The sequence below is a fragment of the Brevibacterium sp. MGP-B1 genome, assembly GCF_057766545.1.
In genome coordinates, this window is record NZ_CM173407.1 from 2,530,835 (window position 1) to 2,545,925 (window position 15,091).

Below are 15,091 nucleotides of genomic sequence, written 5' to 3' on the forward strand. Positions count from 1 at the left end.
GTCGTGTTCTTGCGAGACCTCGCCACTATGATCGGGCCATGCGCACTCCTGCGATCGATGCCGTCGACTCCCACCCGTGGCAGGTGCTGCCGGTCGGGACCCGGTACCCGCCCGACACCGTGTTGCCTTATCACCGGCATCGGCGGGCGCAGCTGCTCTACGGCTCCACCGGCGTCATGCTCGTCGAGACGCAGGAGGGCTCGTGGACCGTTCCCACTCACCAGGCTGTGCTCATCCCCGCCGAGACCGACCACCTCGTGCGGTTCCTCGACGTCACGACATGGAGCCTCTACATCGAACCGACCAGCGTTCCCTGGTGGCCGGACAGGTGTACGGTCATCACGGTCACACCCCTGCTGCGCGAGCTGCTGCGTTCGGCTGACTCCTTCGAACTCGCAGAATCGATGTCATCCCACCAGCACCACGTCTTCGCACTCGCCCTGCTCGAACTCCAGCGTGCCTCGACGGTACCGCTCGAGGTCCCCCTCCCCCGCGATCCCGCTCTGCGCCGGGCCTGCACGGACTATCTCGAAAGCCCGAGCCTGAGACTGAGCAATCGGGACTGGGCACAGGAGCTGCGGATGAGCGAACGCAGCCTCGACCGCGCTTTCAGGACGCAGATCGGCATGAGTCCCGCGGCGTGGCGGACACGAGCACGAGTGCTGGTGAGTCTGCGCCTGCTGAGCACCCATTCGATCACCCAGGTCTCCGAACGCTTGGGATATTCCTCACCGGCAGCGTTCTCGGCCGCCTTCACCCGCGAGATCGGCCGCGCTCCGTCCACGTACCGATGAGCCCAGTCAACCGTTCTTCGGTCAATCGCCCTTCCGGGCGAAGGCGAACGCGAACTCCTTCTTGCTGTCCTCGACCGCCTCACGCTCGAAGGTGTTCTTCCAGGTCCGCAGCAGCCGCTTCTGCTGCGCTATGACCGCGCGATCGGACTGCATGGTGGCGTGCAGCAGGGCGAGCGCGTGCTCTTCAAGCGCGGTCCTTCCACTCCCCGAGCTGGCAACTACGGCTCCTTCACTCGCCGAGGCGGCCGCCTCGGCGACGACGTCGTTGAGAAACCCGCATGCCAGCATGTCCTCGGCGGTGAACCGGTTGCCGGTGAGGACGAATTCGGTCGCTTTCGTCCAGCCCATGAGGCGATAGAGGTTGACCGATTCGAGCACCGAGGGGATGCCGATGCGCACCTCAGGCATCGAGTACCAGGAGTCGGTGCTGCCGATGCGGAAATCTGCGGCCGCGGCGATCTCGGCGGCTCCGCCGATGCAGTAGCCGTCGATCGCCACGGCGACCGGTAGTGCGCAGTTCTTGATGGCTTCGCAGACCTCGCCGAGGCGGCTGATCGTCTCGTACGCCTGCGACGCACTCGTGTGCGCGAACTGTGCCGTGTCCATCCCGGCAGAGAATCCCCGCGCGCCGGCCGAGGTGAGGAGAACCGCGCGCAGTTCCTCGTCAGCACTCGCCGCGGTGAACGCGTCAATGAGTTGGTCGAGCATCTCTTCGGTCAGGGCGTTCGCCTGGTCCCGATTGTCGATGGTGATGGTGAGGACGTCGTCGGTGCGGTCGTGCCTGATCATGCGGGGCTCCTGCCTGTGACTCTGCCACAACCATATTCTGCTTCGAGGCTCGCCAGAGCCTCCTCGACGAAGACCGTCGTGGCCGGGCTCGGGTTGAACTCGCTCCACGCGAGATATTCGACGCGCTTCGGCCCGTCGGCCACGGGCACGGTGATCAGTCCCCGCCCCTCCGGCACGACCGCCGGGGTCAGCAACGCGATGCCGAGGTCGTGTGCGACGAGGTCGAGCATCATGTCGACGAGCATCGATTCGAACGCGACCGTGCGGGTCAGCCCCGCCTCGGCGAAGGCCTGATCGGACTGTGAACGGCCGGGGCTGTCGGAGGGGAAGTCGACGAACGACTCATCGGCGAGATCTGCCAACCGCAGCCGTCTGCGTCCGGCGAACCGATGGCCCGGGCCGAGCACGGCCACGAGCCGCTCATGTGCGATGACGGTGCTCGCCACCCCGTTCGGCTGCACGTCTTCCGGCAGTCCGAGGACTGCCGCGTCGAGGGACCCGGCACGGATCCGTTCGATGAAGTCGAGACTGCCGCCCACACTCATGCCGATGCTCACCTGCGGATACGTGCGGTGGAACTGGCCGAGTACAGCGGTGAGGTCGAGTCGTGTCACCGTCGGGATCGCCCCGACCGTCAGACTTCCGCACATCTGCCCGGTTGCCGCGACCGTCTCGGTGACGGTCCGATCCGCAGCGTCGAGGGTCACGCGGGCGCCGGCGACGAAGGCGTGCCCGGCTTCGGTGAGTTCGACGCGTCGACTGGTCCGAGCGAAGAGCTTGACGCCGAGCTCGCGCTCGAGTGCCTTGATCTGATGGCTCAGCGCCGATTGGACGACGTGAGTCTTCACCGCCGCTCGGGTGAAATTGCGTTCTTCGGCGACGGCGAGAACATAGCGCAGCTGCTGCAACTCCATCTATCAATGATGTCAGTTCATTGATTCGATGAAAACTATGTGTTGGACTCATGGCACGACGCAGGCAGACGCTGGAATCATGACAACGACGACCGCACCCACCGCATCCACCCCGACTCCGACGAGCTCCCGGGTCGGCACCACCGTCCTCACCGCCCTCGCCCCTGCGGTTTGGGGCACGACGTACTTTGTGACCACGGAATTCCTGCCCGCGGGCCACCCGCTCTTCGCCGCCCTCATGCGCGCCCTGCCGGCCGGCCTCATCGGTCTTCTCATCGCCCGCCGCCTGCCCACCGGGTCCTGGTGGTGGAAAGCAGTGGTACTCGGGACCCTCAACATCGGGATCTTCTTTCCGCTGCTGTTCGTCGCAGCCGCTCGCCTGCCCGGCGGGGTCGCTGCGACTCTGGGCGCCGCGCAGCCGATTCTCGTCACCGTCCTCGCGGTCATCGTCCTCGGTGAGCGCCTGTCGGTGTGGCGATTGGGCTGGGGTTTCGTCGGCGTTGCCGGAGTCGGTCTCGTCGTGCTCGGCCCCGGTGCCGGTTTCGATCTGGTCGGCATCGCAGCGGGCATCCTCGGTGCCGCCTCGATGGGAACCGGCGTCATCCTCGTCAAGAAATGGGGACTGCCACCCGGCATCGGGCCGGTCGGCTTCGCGAGCTGGCAGCTGAGCGCCGGTGGGCTCGTCCTCCTCCTGCCCACCCTGCTCATCGAAGGCGTCCCCGCATATGTCGACGCTCCGGGCATCGCCGGATACCTGTGGTTGGGCGGGATCGGCGGACTGCTCGCGTACACCCTGTGGTTCCGCGGCCTCGGACGTCTGCCGGTCACCGCCACAGCCCTGCTCGGACTGCTCTCCCCTCTCGTGGCCGCCGGACTCGGCATCGTCTTCGCCGGCGAGAGCCTCAACCTCGCTCAGATGGCTGGGTTCGTCCTCGCCCTGGCAGCACTGGCCGGCGGTCAGCTCACCCCGACCGTATTCACCCGTGCACGCACACCGAATCGCACAGAGAAGGAGCCCGCAGCATGAAGATCACCGTCATCGGAGCCACCGGCATGGTCGGGTCCCGCATCGTCGCCGAGGCCGCCGACCGCGGCCATGACATCATCGCCGCCTCACGCCGCCCGAACCACACATCCACCGGACCCACCGCAGCGAACCGCCCCGGGGTAAGGCCGATCACGGCCGACGCTCACATCGCCTCCGACCTCGACACGGCTCTGGCCGGCGCCGATGCTGCCGTGCTCACCGTCCGGGCCGCACCAGGACAGACGGACCGATTCCTCGCCCTCACCGAGGCGGCGCTGACAGTGACCGCCCACGCGCGGGTTCCGCTGCTCATCGTCGGCGGGGCTGGTCCGCTCTGTTCGCCGAATGATCCCGATTCCATCGTCCTCGACGATCCCGAATTCGTCGCCGAGGAATGGAGGAACCTCGCTGCGGCCAGTCTCGCTCAGCTCGAGGTCTGCCGGAACCATTCGGCGGACGGGTGGACCTACCTCAGCCCTCCGGCCGTCCTCGAACCCGGCGACCGCCTCGGCGACTATCAGCGCGGAACGACGACGCTCCTGATCGGACGAGACGGACGCTCCTGGATCAGTGCCGAAGATCTGGCCAACGCCGTGGTCGATGAGCTCGAAGTGCCGAGCGGCGAGCGTCACTTCACGGTCGCCGCTCGCTGACCCGATCCGAGGTGTGCGGCCAGACCGACTCTTGTATCCAAGATGGATGCAAGCTACTGTGATGGAGTCCAAGCCACCACGACGACGTGAGACCACCATGACCAGCCACATCCGCGAACAGGCCAAACTCATCACCGCCCAGCTCCTCTCCGGGGCCGGCATCGCCTCTGGGTATGCCGTCGGCGGACTGCTCGCCGAAGAGATCACCGGACAGACCTCGATGGCCGGATTCGCGCAGATGAGCGTCATCCTCGGTGCCGGTCTCATCGCCTATCCCCTCGCCGTGCTCGCCGCTCGCTCCGGCCGTCGCAAGGCGCTGACCTTGGGCTTCGGCATCGGCACGCTCGGCGCGGTGGTCGTCCTCATCGGCGTCGCCCTCCAGTTCCTTCCCCTGTTCATGCTCGGGATGATGATGTGCGGATCCGCGACCGCCTCGGGCCTGCAGGCCCGCTACGCCGCCGTCGATCTTGCCGACCCGGCCGCCGCCGGTCGCGCGATGTCCCTGGTGGTGTGGGCGACGACCGTCGGCTCCGTCCTCGGCCCCAGCTTCACCGCCCCGGGCGCACACCTCGGCGAAACTCTGGGCATGAACGGACTGGCCGGGCCGTATCTCATCTCGATGGTTGCGTTCGCGTTGGCCACGCTGTCGGCCTCGACGCTGACGAAGTCGGTGGCCGCCGGAACCGACCATCCGGGCGAACCCGAGCTCGACGATCCCGGCCACGACGGTGAGGGCACGACCGAGGACAACGGCAGCGCCGCCTCGGCGAAGAATTCCGCCGCGACCGACAAGTCCACCACCGCCGAGGCAGCCGCCCCTCCCCCGATGAAACTCGGCGAAGCGCTGCGCTTCGCCCTGGCCCGCCCGGTGCCGCTGTTCGCGATGATCACAATCATCGCGGGGCAGATGATGATGACCAACGTCATGGTCATGACCCCGGTGCACATGGATCACCAGGAGTTCAGCCTCGGCGCGATCGGAATCGTCGTGAGCATCCACATCGCCGGCATGTACGCCCTGTCCCCCGTGTTCGGCTGGATGGCCGACCGGTGGGGTTCGGGCGTCGTCATCGCAGGTGGGGCCGGCATCTTCGTTCTCACGATCGCCCTCGGCGTCATCGATGCGGTGGCCCCGGAGTCGTCGATGATGCTGCTGTCGACCGCGCTGTCGCTGCTCGGGATCGGGTGGTCGATGTTCCTCATCGGCGGCTCGTCCCTGCTCACCGCCTCGGTGCCCGCGCATGCGAAGGTGCCGCTGCAGGGCGCTTCGGACTCGGCTATGAATCTCGGCGGGGCGCTCATGGCGGCGATGGCCGGGACCGTCCTCGGCGCCGGCGGATTCCTGTGGATCAACCTCATGGCCACGTTCGTCCTGCTCATCGCCGTCGGGTTCTCGATCCGGGCGATCCCGCTGATGAGCTGGCCCGGTCGGCCTGCCCCCGCCGAGGCGGCCGATCGTTCGCCGGCAGCGCCGTCCCAGCCGGATGAGGTCACGAGCGACCAGCCGGGCGACGGCACGAGCGACCAGCCGGCCGACGGCACGAGCGACCCCGCTCGACGCGGAGCCGGGAGCGAACAGGCACGCCCTCCGAGGGGTCGGGGAGCCGAGAAATGAGTGCGCAGACCGAGACGCCGAGCGCGGCCGAACGCGCCTACCAGGTCATTCGGAGCCAGATCCTCGACGGCGTGCACCCGCCGGGAACGATGCTCGGCGAGGCGGCTCTGGCCACCGAGATCGGAGTCAGCCGCACCCCGGTCCGCGTGGCCATGGCCCGGTTGCAGGACGAAGGCTGGATCCGCATCTACCCCAAGCGCGGAGCAATCGTCCAAGGCATCGACGAACGCACCGTCGCCGAGCTCGCCGATGCTCGCCTTGTGCTCGAGACGACCGCAGTCGAGCGAGCATCCGAGCCCCTGCGGCAGCGGTTGGCGGAGAAGCTCGATGGTCTCATCAGGCAGCATCGGGCTGCTTTCGCCGAGGGGGACATCGCCCGGTTCATCGAGCTCACCCTGGAGTTCCACCGCGGCTTCGTCGAGGCCGGGGACAACCGGGTGATGCTCGAGATGTATTCGCTGCTCTCCGACCGGCACCGATTCACCCTATTCATGAACAGCCGACACCTCCTCGACCGCAGCGACGAGCTCATCGCCGAGCACGAGGCACTCGTCGCACATCTGCGCGCCGGCGATTCGGCAGCGTTCGCGGCGACCCTGCAGGGACATATCGCGGAGAACGCCGGCCCGGCGCGCTGAGGCATGGACGCTGGCCTTTCTGCCAACACGCATTTCGGTACACCCTTCTCTGAAGTGACCACTTTCTTCAGTGTGCAATCCAGAGAAAGTTGTACCGAACTGACAAGGTGCCGCTATGCATCCGCACCGTTGCAGCCTCGTCCACGATGAAATGCCGCAGAACGCCGCACCGACGCGACCTCCAGAAGCCCCTCCACGTACTTTTCCGCTCGCGATCATGCATCATTGATTTTAGAACCTATAGGTTCTGCAATTCTTGAATGTGGCAGGTGGACATTCGATTGGTTTCTGAGTGGCTCGCATCTCTGGACACCGACTCCAGGGAGCAGGTCGTGGCTGCACTAGAACTTCTCGAAGACTTCGGCCCACAGCTGGGTCAACCACTAGTCGACACAGTGTCCGCGTCGAAACACCGAAACATGAAAGAACTCCGACCTGGCTCCTCGGGACGCTCAGCGCTTCGCATGCTGTTCGCTTTCGGCCCCGAAAGGAAAGCGGTTCTACTCATCGCCGGCGACAAGGCTGGCAATTGGACCAAGCGGTATCGAAAGAACATCCCAATTGCAGACGCACTGTTTGATCAACACATGCTGTGACTGAAAGGAAAGTGAGAAGTATGGCTGACACGCTGAGCGAGTTCCTCGCCCATCACCCGGTCGACCGCGAGAACGTCGAACGACACAAGCAGAAGATGCTTGCTGAGGTGCGCGCCTACCAATTGAAAGAACTGCGATCCAACGCGGGCCTCACACAGCAGGAACTTGCAGACAGAATCGGTGTTTCACAGCGCCAAGTCTCCAAGATCGAACACGGAGACCTTGAGAACTCCAAGATCGGCACTGTTCGACGTTACCTGGATGCAGTCGGCGGAAATATGACACTCGACTTCGTATACGGAGAAACTCGAGTCCAGATCGCCTGAATAATCCTGATGGCGTGCACCACACCTTGCATCAGGAATGCCTCAATGTCGCGCCGCCATGTCGCCGGCCAGCTTCCTGACCAGCTCCCGCGCCGCCGGTGGATCGATGACTTCGATGTGGTCGGTGAATTGCATGAGCTGCCTAACTCCGTCGAGTTGGTCGTAAGCGACGATGATCCGAACTTTCGCATCATCAGTCGGCACTTGCTCGACGAACCGCAGCCGACTGCCGAGGATCCGACGCGCCATGTCCTCTCCTCCTGCGTCAAGGTGCGCTGTCACAACGACATCATTCCGGCTCTCCAAACGGTCGACCAGATGTCGTGCAACGTTTTGCAATGACGCCTCCGGCCGGAGCGTCCGGTCAGAGTCAAGAGAAATCCACTCACTCATTCGGGACATGGCGAACATGCGAGGATATCCATCAACATCGGCAATGAGGTACCACCGCCCGCCACGCAGGTAGAGGCCATACGGGTCGACCTCATAAATTCGCGTCTCGGCCTTCCCACTTGAGCGATACTCGATCCGCAAACGCCGAGCCGACCGGAGGCTCTCGATGAGGTCAGCGAAGTCGAATGCCGCTTCGTCGGCGAACCATCCCGAGCTGTCGATCTCGACAACCTCGCGCAGGGGAATGCGCTGCCGGTCGGTCTGCTCGAATGGCTTTGGCCGCCGCGAGTCCAATCGTTGGAAAGCACGCAGCATTCCCTCTTCGATACCGAGCTGACGCGCACTCTTGGCATCCAGACCCACCAGCGCCAACGCCTCTGCTTCCGTCTCGGACAGTCGGCTCACATCGATCTGAGACCCGACCTGCAGGGAGATTCCGCCGTAGCGGCCGGGCTCCGCAGCGACTGGCACTTCCGCCTCGACCAGCGCATCGATGTCACGCAGGATCGTTCGCACCGAAACACCGAACTGTTCGGACAGTCGAGCGGCCGTCGTCTGCCCAGCGGACTGGAGAGCCACGATTATCGACAGCAATCGCTGCGGACGTTTCACGTCGACTCCTCTCTGCAGGGAAACTTTCCGAGCCCACTTCCAAACATGACATGGGTTGTCATCTATTGCTGTCAGTGTAGAACCACGGTGCTCGAAACGGAGGGTACCGAACGTCGAAATCGTCGAAAACAAGCAATGAGAAGGAGCACCTCATGCCTGCACCGAACCTGTTCCTCACCTACGTCACCGACACCGCCGCCTCGACGGCCTTCTACAGCAACCTCTTCGAGATGGAACCTGAGATGGTCACACCCCGCTACGTCTCATTCGAAATCGCACCGGGAGTCCTGTTCTCCCTCTGGAGCGGTGCAAGTGAGTCAGTTACAAGAACATCAGTGCGCACGTCAGAAGTCGGACTCATGGTGCCCGGAACCGCAGAAGCAGTCGATGCTGTTTTCGCCGACTGGACCGCAAAGGAAGTTGTTGTCATTTCCGAACCCCACGACGCAGTCTTCGGGCGCACCTTCGTCGTCGCCGATCCCGACGGGAATCTCATCCGCGTCTCGCCCGTGGACTGAACTCCGCCTCGGCGAAGGGGTCAGCACGGAAGCGCTGGCTAACAGTCGGACAGATTGGCGATACGATTCAGGACGACTATGCCGACCGGCAATTCGAACTGCGCGAGGATGTGAATGCTCAGGTATCTGGCTGCTCTGCCATTCGCGCTGCCTGCGTTCGCCCTCGGTGCCACTATCGCCGGAATCGTCTCGAGACGCCTTGGGAGACAGATCCACGAACATCCCGCAGTCGTCTTCCTGTGGTTAGCAAGTCTGTCGCTGATCCTTGCCGCGACTCTCACTCCTTCAAGCCAAGCGTTCGAGGCTCACGAGGGGCTGCGAACCACACGGGTGTGGATCTGGTCTCTGCCCTCTCCGGGTGCGCTGACCCATGTGAATTGGCAGTCGATGAACCTGCTGCTCTTTGCACCGGCAGGTTTCGCGAGCGGCTTGTACTCCAGGCGACGGAATGTCATGCTTTTCGGTTCGCTGGCCCTATTGAGTTCACTCGCGGTCGAAGTCGTCCAGTATCTGCTGATTCCACTCGGCCGAGCGCAATTCAATTCGGCGACGGTGATCATCGGTTGGACCGGGATCACAGTTGGAGTGCTAGTGGGTGTTCTCGTCTCAGCTCTGTACAGACGCGGTCGAAGCCGGGCGACTGCGCCCGCATAAGGACTGACAGCCGGAACTAGGCGATCGCCCAAAACTCGTGTCGGTCAAGAGGGCCGAGCGAGGAGCTGGGTACGATGGTCTGGTTCCGGACTTCCCCTACAGAACGGATGACCATGAAGAAGCTTGCGCTGCCTGTCAGCGGACTGGCGATGGCCGCCGGCACCTTGGTCTCTGCTCAACCCGCGATGGCCATACCCGATCCGGATGCTGGACAGATTTCCAACTCCCCTGCCGAAGAAAGAGACCGCATCGATTCGCTGCTCGAAGACGGTGCGGAAGCCGACCCGCTCGACCTCGTCCCTGGGGCGACGACCGATCCAGCTAAGATCAAAGAGATCGAAGAATCAGCTGTTCCTGCCACGGTCGTTGTCAATCCCGACAGCGGGGAGATCGTGGCTGCCAAGGTCGAGTCCAGCGCCATTGGACATGTCATCGTGGACCTAGCCCAGCCTGATTCCATTTTCCCGACCCTGACCAAGTGACAGGGCCCGCGGGATTCTGACCCCCAGCTTCGGCGAGGGGTTCCCCACTTCCACGCCCGGTCGTAGGCTGAGGTCATGGAGCACAGATATCTGGGAAACAGCGGACTCAAGATCTCCGAGATCACCTACGGCAACTGGCTCACGCACGGTTCGCAGGTGGAGAACGACACCGCCACGAAGTGCGTGCACGCAGCCCTCGACGCGGGCATCTCCACCTTCGACACCGCCGACGTCTATGCGAACACCGTCGCCGAACAGGTCCTCGGCGACGCGCTCAAGGGCCAAAGGCGCGAATCGCTCGAAATCTTCACGAAGGTCTACTTCCCCACCGGACCCAAGGGACACAACGACACCGGCCTGTCGCGCAAGCACATGATGGAGTCGATCAACGGTTCGCTGCGCCGACTCGGCACCGACTACGTCGACCTCTACCAAGCCCACCGCTACGACTACGAAACCCCACTGGAAGAGACGATGCAGGCCTTCGCCGATATCGTCCGCTCCGGCAAAGCCCTCTACATCGGCGTGAGCGAATGGAACGCCGACCAGCTGCGCGCCGCCCACCACCTGGCCCGCGACCTCGGCATCCAGCTCGTATCGAACCAACCGCAGTACAACATGCTCTGGCGCGTCATCGAAGAACGGGTCGTCCCGACGTCGAAGGAACTCGGCATCTCGCAGATCGTCTGGTCCCCGATCGCTCAGGGCGCGCTGACCGGCAAATACAAGCCCGGCCAGCCGGTCCCCGCCGGTTCCCGGGCAACCGACGAGGACGGCGGCGGCGCAGAGTCGATCAGGAGCCGCTATCTCCACGACGACAAGCTCACGGCCGTGGCGAAGCTCGAACCGATCGCCGACGAGCTCGGAATCACGATGGCGCAGCTCGCGATCGCCTGGGTGCTGGCCAACGACAACGTCGCCAGCGCCCTCGTCGGCGCCTCCCGCCCCGAGCAGATCGCCTCGAACGCCGAGGCGGCCGGGGTCACCCTCGACGCGGACGTCCTCACCCGCATCGACGACATCCTCGGCGACCTGCCGGAGACCGACCCGAACAAGACCCAGTCGCCGGCCGCCCGCCTGACCTGACCCTTCACCGAGGCGGCCGACCGCCCGTAGGAATTCCGACCGCGGTCCCCTGGTGGGGCCGCGGTCGGAATCTTCCGCACCGGCGACAAAAGCTCCCCGGCGGCGGGTGTCCGTCACCCAACCGGGAGATGAACTCGACGAATCTCACACCGACCCGGGGCCGCCTCGGCGAGGGTGGTGGGTTAAACTGCATGAAGCGGTTATATAACCAAGGAATTTATTTCCGGGCGCGAAGAGGGGCCGATTCAGCACACCGCCCCGGGCGAGCTGACGCTGGAAGACGAGAAGAGACACAGACGACGAACAGGTGAGGGGATGCCATTGGCGAACGGAGACGACATTCAGAAGGAACCGTCAGAAGGCACCCCGGTCAACCGGAACCTCGTGCTTGCGGTTCTCGTCTCCGGCGCGTTCGTCATCATCCTCAACCAGACGCTGCTCAATACCGCTCTGCCGGCGTTCATGCACTACTTCGACATCACCTCCGGCGCCGCACAGTGGGTGACGACAAGTTTCATGCTCGTCAACGGCATCATGATTCCGGTGACCGCGTTCCTCATCGAGAAGTTCACGACGAGGGGCTTGTTCTTCACCGCGATGGGTCTGTTCATCATCGGCACCCTCGTCTGCGCGATCGCCCCGGTCTATCCGGTGATGCTCATAGGACGCGTCATCCAAGCCTCAGCCGGCGGCATCATCATGCCGCTCATGCAGACGATTCTCTTCGCGATCTTCCCCGTCGAGAAACGCGGATCGGCTATGGGCACCTTCGGCCTCGTCATCGCCTTCGCCCCGGCCATCGGCCCCAGCCTCTCAGGTTGGATCGTCGACCACCTTCCGTGGCAGACGCTGTTCTACATGATGCTGCCGATCGCGATCATCGATCTCATCGTCGCCTATTTCCTGCTTAAGAACGTCACCGAACGCACCTTCCCCCGACTCGACGTCCTCTCGATCATCCTCTCCACCCTCGGCTTCGGCGGACTGCTGTTCGGCTTCGGCACCGCCGGTGATGCCGGCTGGCTCAGCGCCGAGGTGCTCATCCCGCTGGTCATCGGCGCGGTCACGCTGACGCTCTTCATCACCCGTCAGTTCAAGCTCGAACAGCCGATCCTCGAGTTCCGCATCCTCCGCTACCGCATGTTCACGCTCAACACCCTGCTGGGCATGTGCGTGTTCATCGTCATGGTCGGCGGCATGATGGTCCTGCCGCTGTACATGCAGAACATGAATGACTTCTCGGCCATGGAGTCGGGCCTGGTCCTGCTTCCCGGCGCCGCGGTGATGGGACTGATGTCGCCGGTGACCGGTCGCGTGTTCGACGCCATCGGCGCGAAATGGCTCGCGATCGCCGGCTTCGTCCTGCTCACCGGAACCACATTCCTCTTCGCCCGGCTGGAACCGGACACCTCGTTCGTCTACCTCGCCGTGGTCAACACGGTCCGCATGTTCGGTGTCGCCATGGTGATGATGCCGGTGACCACGGCCGCGCTCAACCAGCTGCCCTCGCACCTCATCCCCCACGGCACCGCCCTGAACAACACACTGCGACAGATCGCCGCATCGGTCGGCACCGCGGCGCTCGTGACGATCATGGTCTCGGCCGCACGGAACCCGGAGACCTACGGCATGGCAGGCCTGGTGCACGGCGCGAACGTCGCCTTCTTCGTCGCCGCCTGCGTCGGCATCCTCGGCGTCATCGGCGCGTTCTTCATCAAGAACTCCCACGGACTCGAACCGGGGCAGAAGAAGGTCACTGGCAAGTGATTCCGGGGCACCGCAGGTGGCTCACCGCCACATCTGCGGATCCGGCCCAGCCCCTCAAATCCGCCCCGACCCCTCAGCGGCTCCTGTCGGCACCCTCGACGAGGTGGCCCGCCACGATGCGCGCCTGCCTCAGTGCGTCTTCGGGCTCCACTGCTCCGCTGAGCACCAGAGTGGCGTAACCGTGGACGAGCGACCATGCCGCCACCCCGAAGTCGGAGTCCGGCCCCGATCTGGTCTTCGCCACTCCGACCGAGAGCGCCGCCCACGCCCGCTGACGGGCCGCAGTCAGTTCGCCGTCGTCATCGTGGAGCAGCCGGGGTTGGAACATCACCGTGAAGTGGGATGGGCAGGCGAGCGCGAATTCGACATACGCGACTCCGCGGTCGATGAGTCCGCCGCCTTCGTCGACTCCGGTCATCGCCTCCGCCAGGCGGTCGTATCCTTCGGCCGCGAGGGCCGTGAGCAGACCGGATTTGTCGCCGAAATGGTAGGTCGGAGCAGCGTTGGAGACTCCGGCCCGTTTCGCCAGCGCACGCATGCTCAGTTTGGCCACGCCGTCTTCGGCAATCGCCGAGGCGGTCTCCGCCAACAGGGTCCGACGCAGATCCCCATGATGATAAGTCACAGTCCGATCGTACCGGAGCAAACTTTTCATTGACAAGATACTTGTCGGCGATCTATCTTTTCACTGTAAAGATTCGTCGCGGCCGCAAGGCCTCGCTCATCGGAGGAGCCTCTCATGGCACCCTTACTCTTTCTCCTCATCACCACTCTCGCCGTCTACGCCGTCGGGCGCTTCAACTCGGCGGCGGCCGAACATGGCCTCGCTACATGGCCGGTGGCGATCAGGTTCGGGCTGGCCGTGATGTTCGTCGTCACCGGCATCTCCCATTTCGTCGGCATGCGCGAGGCTCTCATCGACATGGTGCCGCCATGGCTTCCCGGCTCAGCCGCGCTCGTCACCGTGACCGGGGTGCTCGAACTGCTCGGAGCCATCGGCCTGCTGCTGCGCCAGACTCGCCCGTGGGCGGCCGGCGGGCTGGGGCTGATGCTCATCCTCATGTTCCCGGCGAATGTGCATCTGGCGTTGACCGGCGAGAATCTGCCGTGGGACGACCAGCTGGTGCCGCGCACAGTAATGCAGGCCGTCTTCTTTGCCGCGGTCCTCGCAGTGCTCATTCCGGAGATCCGGACACAACGAGGAGCGCGAAGGCAGTACGCGCCGGGCGCGACGTCGAAGCCGTCCGCACTCTGACTTTCCGGGCTTATCTGTAATAGCCCTCGCGGAGATTGATTCCGTGCTCGATCCAAACCTTGAGCGCCGAGAGCATTCCAGTCCAGCCCATGCAGTTGCCGAAGGCACCCTGAGCTCCGCCCTCGGTGAGCTTCCAAGACTTCTCAGTGATCGTCACGAGCGTCCGAGCCCCGTCATCAACGGGAGCGAACTCGAAGGTCGTTGTCGTGTCACTCTCCACGGAGTCGTCGGAACCCTCCCAGCGGATGACGATCTTCTCGTCCTGGATGTTCTCAACGACCTCGACCGGGAATCGGCCCGGGAAATCGGCGAAGTCCCACGTCACGTCGGCTCCGGCCTCCAAACGGCCGCGGGCGCCGCCGGTCGTGAAATAGTGCGAGAGCTGCTCGGGATCGGCGACCGCTTCATAGGTCTCATGAGGAGTCTTCGAAATGTAGCCGGTGACCGTGAAGGACAGCTCCTCCAACGGGCGGGACTGATCGTTCTGCTCGGCGGGTGTGTTCTGGGTGACCTGCTCATCTGTCATGTGATATTTTTACCACATGTCACGGGAGTTGGGAACAGGGTCGGATGAATCCGACGATGCGGTATTCAAAGCCCTGGCCAACCCCACCCGCCGACGCGTCCTCGACCTGCTGCGGACTCGACCGCGGACGACCGGCGAGGTCTGCGAGGCGTTTCCCGACCTCGATCGCACGACTGTGCTGCAGCACATTCGGGTGCTCGAGGGCGCTGAGCTGGTCACCGGCCGTAAGGAAGGACGCACCCGACTGCTGGCACTGGCACCGCTCCCGATCAAACGGATCCACGATCGCTGGATCGGTGAGTACACGCGTGCGGCAGTCGGACTGCTCGCGCAGCTCGATGAGGATTCCCCGCGCTGACGGTTCAGCCGTGCCCTTCAACCCCGGTTCAGCTGTGCCCTTCAACCACAGGCTCAGTCGCACCCCGCAGTCTCCGGGTCAGCCGTGC

The 15,091-nt window shown here is 64.2% G+C and carries 18 protein-coding genes; 13 read left to right on the forward strand and 5 right to left on the reverse strand.

Annotated elements, in window-relative coordinates:
• The first annotated feature begins 38 nt into the window (after positions 1-38).
• Entirely contained in the window at positions 39-794 is a 756-nt protein-coding gene (locus tag AC3CD9_RS11575) for an AraC family transcriptional regulator (protein WP_488364004.1), read from the forward strand.
• Between the two features lie 21 nt (positions 795-815).
• Here AC3CD9_RS11575 and AC3CD9_RS11580 read toward each other — a convergent pair whose 3' ends face one another.
• Both AC3CD9_RS11580 and AC3CD9_RS11585 read right to left on the reverse strand, forming a co-directional pair.
• On the reverse strand, positions 816-1,583 hold the full coding sequence (locus AC3CD9_RS11580; protein WP_488364005.1) for an enoyl-CoA hydratase/isomerase family protein: 768 nt from the start codon (positions 1,581-1,583) through the stop codon (positions 816-818).
• Positions 1,580-2,497 carry a LysR family transcriptional regulator gene (locus AC3CD9_RS11585; RefSeq protein ID WP_488364006.1) on the reverse strand — a complete coding sequence of 306 codons (918 nt, stop codon included), beginning with the start codon at positions 2,495-2,497 and terminating at the stop codon, positions 1,580-1,582. The genes AC3CD9_RS11580 and AC3CD9_RS11585 overlap by 4 nt, the downstream gene beginning before the upstream one ends.
• Positions 2,498-2,576: 79 nt before the next feature.
• Between AC3CD9_RS11585 and AC3CD9_RS11590 the strand changes: the two genes are divergently transcribed.
• The 6 genes from AC3CD9_RS11590 (at position 2,577) to AC3CD9_RS11615 (ending at position 7,352) form a co-directional block, all read left to right on the forward strand.
• Positions 2,577-3,524, forward strand: coding sequence for an EamA family transporter (locus tag AC3CD9_RS11590; protein ID WP_488364007.1), 948 nt, complete (start codon positions 2,577-2,579; stop codon positions 3,522-3,524).
• Positions 3,521-4,177 (forward strand): NAD(P)-dependent oxidoreductase, encoded by a 657-nt coding sequence (locus AC3CD9_RS11595; protein WP_488364008.1) that lies wholly within the window; start codon positions 3,521-3,523, stop codon positions 4,175-4,177. Before AC3CD9_RS11590 ends, AC3CD9_RS11595 begins: the two co-directional genes overlap by 4 nt.
• Positions 4,178-4,238: 61 nt before the next feature.
• On the forward strand, positions 4,239-5,792 hold the full coding sequence (locus tag AC3CD9_RS11600) for an MFS transporter (RefSeq protein ID WP_488364009.1): 1,554 nt from the start codon (positions 4,239-4,241) through the stop codon (positions 5,790-5,792).
• Positions 5,789-6,430: a GntR family transcriptional regulator gene (locus tag AC3CD9_RS11605; protein ID WP_488364010.1), complete on the forward strand. Its 642-nt coding sequence runs from the start codon at positions 5,789-5,791 to the stop codon at positions 6,428-6,430. The genes AC3CD9_RS11600 and AC3CD9_RS11605 overlap by 4 nt, the downstream gene beginning before the upstream one ends.
• Positions 6,431-6,690: 260 nt before the next feature.
• Positions 6,691-7,026, forward strand: a complete 336-nt coding sequence (locus AC3CD9_RS11610; RefSeq protein ID WP_488364011.1) for a type II toxin-antitoxin system RelE/ParE family toxin — start codon at positions 6,691-6,693, stop codon at positions 7,024-7,026.
• Between the two features lie 20 nt (positions 7,027-7,046).
• On the forward strand, positions 7,047-7,352 hold the full coding sequence (locus AC3CD9_RS11615; protein ID WP_488364012.1) for a helix-turn-helix transcriptional regulator: 306 nt from the start codon (positions 7,047-7,049) through the stop codon (positions 7,350-7,352).
• A 42-nt stretch (positions 7,353-7,394) separates the two neighbouring features.
• Here the strand turns inward: AC3CD9_RS11615 and AC3CD9_RS11620 are convergent, their stop codons facing one another.
• On the reverse strand, positions 7,395-8,357 hold the full coding sequence (locus tag AC3CD9_RS11620) for a helix-turn-helix transcriptional regulator (protein ID WP_488364013.1): 963 nt from the start codon (positions 8,355-8,357) through the stop codon (positions 7,395-7,397).
• 152 nt (positions 8,358-8,509) lie between these two features.
• Between AC3CD9_RS11620 and AC3CD9_RS11625 the strand changes: the two genes are divergently transcribed.
• From AC3CD9_RS11625 to AC3CD9_RS11640, 4 genes are all read left to right on the forward strand, one after another.
• Positions 8,510-8,875 (forward strand): VOC family protein, encoded by a 366-nt coding sequence (locus AC3CD9_RS11625; RefSeq protein WP_488364014.1) that lies wholly within the window; start codon positions 8,510-8,512, stop codon positions 8,873-8,875.
• 761 nt (positions 8,876-9,636) lie between these two features.
• On the forward strand, positions 9,637-10,011 hold the full coding sequence (locus AC3CD9_RS11630; protein ID WP_488364015.1) for a hypothetical protein: 375 nt from the start codon (positions 9,637-9,639) through the stop codon (positions 10,009-10,011).
• Positions 10,012-10,086: 75 nt separating this feature from the next.
• On the forward strand, positions 10,087-11,097 hold the full coding sequence (locus AC3CD9_RS11635) for an aldo/keto reductase family protein (protein ID WP_488364016.1): 1,011 nt from the start codon (positions 10,087-10,089) through the stop codon (positions 11,095-11,097).
• 315 nt (positions 11,098-11,412) lie between these two features.
• Positions 11,413-12,864, forward strand: coding sequence for an MDR family MFS transporter (locus AC3CD9_RS11640; protein WP_488364017.1), 1,452 nt, complete (start codon positions 11,413-11,415; stop codon positions 12,862-12,864).
• A 73-nt stretch (positions 12,865-12,937) separates the two neighbouring features.
• Here the strand turns inward: AC3CD9_RS11640 and AC3CD9_RS11645 are convergent, their stop codons facing one another.
• Positions 12,938-13,489: a TetR/AcrR family transcriptional regulator gene (locus AC3CD9_RS11645; RefSeq protein ID WP_488364018.1), complete on the reverse strand. Its 552-nt coding sequence runs from the start codon at positions 13,487-13,489 to the stop codon at positions 12,938-12,940.
• A gap of 114 nt (positions 13,490-13,603) precedes the next feature.
• Between AC3CD9_RS11645 and AC3CD9_RS11650 the strand changes: the two genes are divergently transcribed.
• Entirely contained in the window at positions 13,604-14,119 is a 516-nt protein-coding gene (locus AC3CD9_RS11650) for a DoxX family protein (protein WP_488364019.1), read from the forward strand.
• Between the two features lie 10 nt (positions 14,120-14,129).
• On the opposite strand, the gene AC3CD9_RS11655 is transcribed toward AC3CD9_RS11650, so the two are convergent.
• Positions 14,130-14,645 carry an SRPBCC domain-containing protein gene (locus AC3CD9_RS11655; RefSeq protein WP_488364020.1) on the reverse strand — a complete coding sequence of 172 codons (516 nt, stop codon included), beginning with the start codon at positions 14,643-14,645 and terminating at the stop codon, positions 14,130-14,132.
• Positions 14,646-14,661: 16 nt separating this feature from the next.
• Between AC3CD9_RS11655 and AC3CD9_RS11660 the strand changes: the two genes are divergently transcribed.
• Positions 14,662-15,003 carry an ArsR/SmtB family transcription factor gene (locus AC3CD9_RS11660; RefSeq protein WP_262778211.1) on the forward strand — a complete coding sequence of 114 codons (342 nt, stop codon included), beginning with the start codon at positions 14,662-14,664 and terminating at the stop codon, positions 15,001-15,003.
• Positions 15,004-15,091: the final 88 nt, after the last annotated feature.

Coding starts and splice junctions, on each gene's coding strand:
- AC3CD9_RS11655 (WP_488364020.1), bottom strand. CDS start 14,645: ATGACAGATGAGCAGGTCACCCAGAACACACCCGCCGAGCAGAACGAT.
- AC3CD9_RS11575 (WP_488364004.1), top strand. CDS start 39: ATGCGCACTCCTGCGATCGATGCCGTCGACTCCCACCCGTGGCAGGTG.
- AC3CD9_RS11600 (WP_488364009.1), top strand. CDS start 4,239: ATGGAGTCCAAGCCACCACGACGACGTGAGACCACCATGACCAGCCAC.
- AC3CD9_RS11585 (WP_488364006.1), bottom strand. CDS start 2,497: ATGGAGTTGCAGCAGCTGCGCTATGTTCTCGCCGTCGCCGAAGAACGC.
- AC3CD9_RS11595 (WP_488364008.1), top strand. CDS start 3,521: ATGAAGATCACCGTCATCGGAGCCACCGGCATGGTCGGGTCCCGCATC.
- AC3CD9_RS11590 (WP_488364007.1), top strand. CDS start 2,577: ATGACAACGACGACCGCACCCACCGCATCCACCCCGACTCCGACGAGC.
- AC3CD9_RS11615 (WP_488364012.1), top strand. CDS start 7,047: ATGGCTGACACGCTGAGCGAGTTCCTCGCCCATCACCCGGTCGACCGC.
- AC3CD9_RS11625 (WP_488364014.1), top strand. CDS start 8,510: ATGCCTGCACCGAACCTGTTCCTCACCTACGTCACCGACACCGCCGCC.
- AC3CD9_RS11660 (WP_262778211.1), top strand. CDS start 14,662: ATGTCACGGGAGTTGGGAACAGGGTCGGATGAATCCGACGATGCGGTA.
- AC3CD9_RS11630 (WP_488364015.1), top strand. CDS start 9,637: ATGACCATGAAGAAGCTTGCGCTGCCTGTCAGCGGACTGGCGATGGCC.
- AC3CD9_RS11650 (WP_488364019.1), top strand. CDS start 13,604: ATGGCACCCTTACTCTTTCTCCTCATCACCACTCTCGCCGTCTACGCC.
- AC3CD9_RS11580 (WP_488364005.1), bottom strand. CDS start 1,583: ATGATCAGGCACGACCGCACCGACGACGTCCTCACCATCACCATCGAC.
- AC3CD9_RS11640 (WP_488364017.1), top strand. CDS start 11,413: ATGCCATTGGCGAACGGAGACGACATTCAGAAGGAACCGTCAGAAGGC.
- AC3CD9_RS11635 (WP_488364016.1), top strand. CDS start 10,087: ATGGAGCACAGATATCTGGGAAACAGCGGACTCAAGATCTCCGAGATC.
- AC3CD9_RS11605 (WP_488364010.1), top strand. CDS start 5,789: ATGAGTGCGCAGACCGAGACGCCGAGCGCGGCCGAACGCGCCTACCAG.
- AC3CD9_RS11610 (WP_488364011.1), top strand. CDS start 6,691: ATGTGGCAGGTGGACATTCGATTGGTTTCTGAGTGGCTCGCATCTCTG.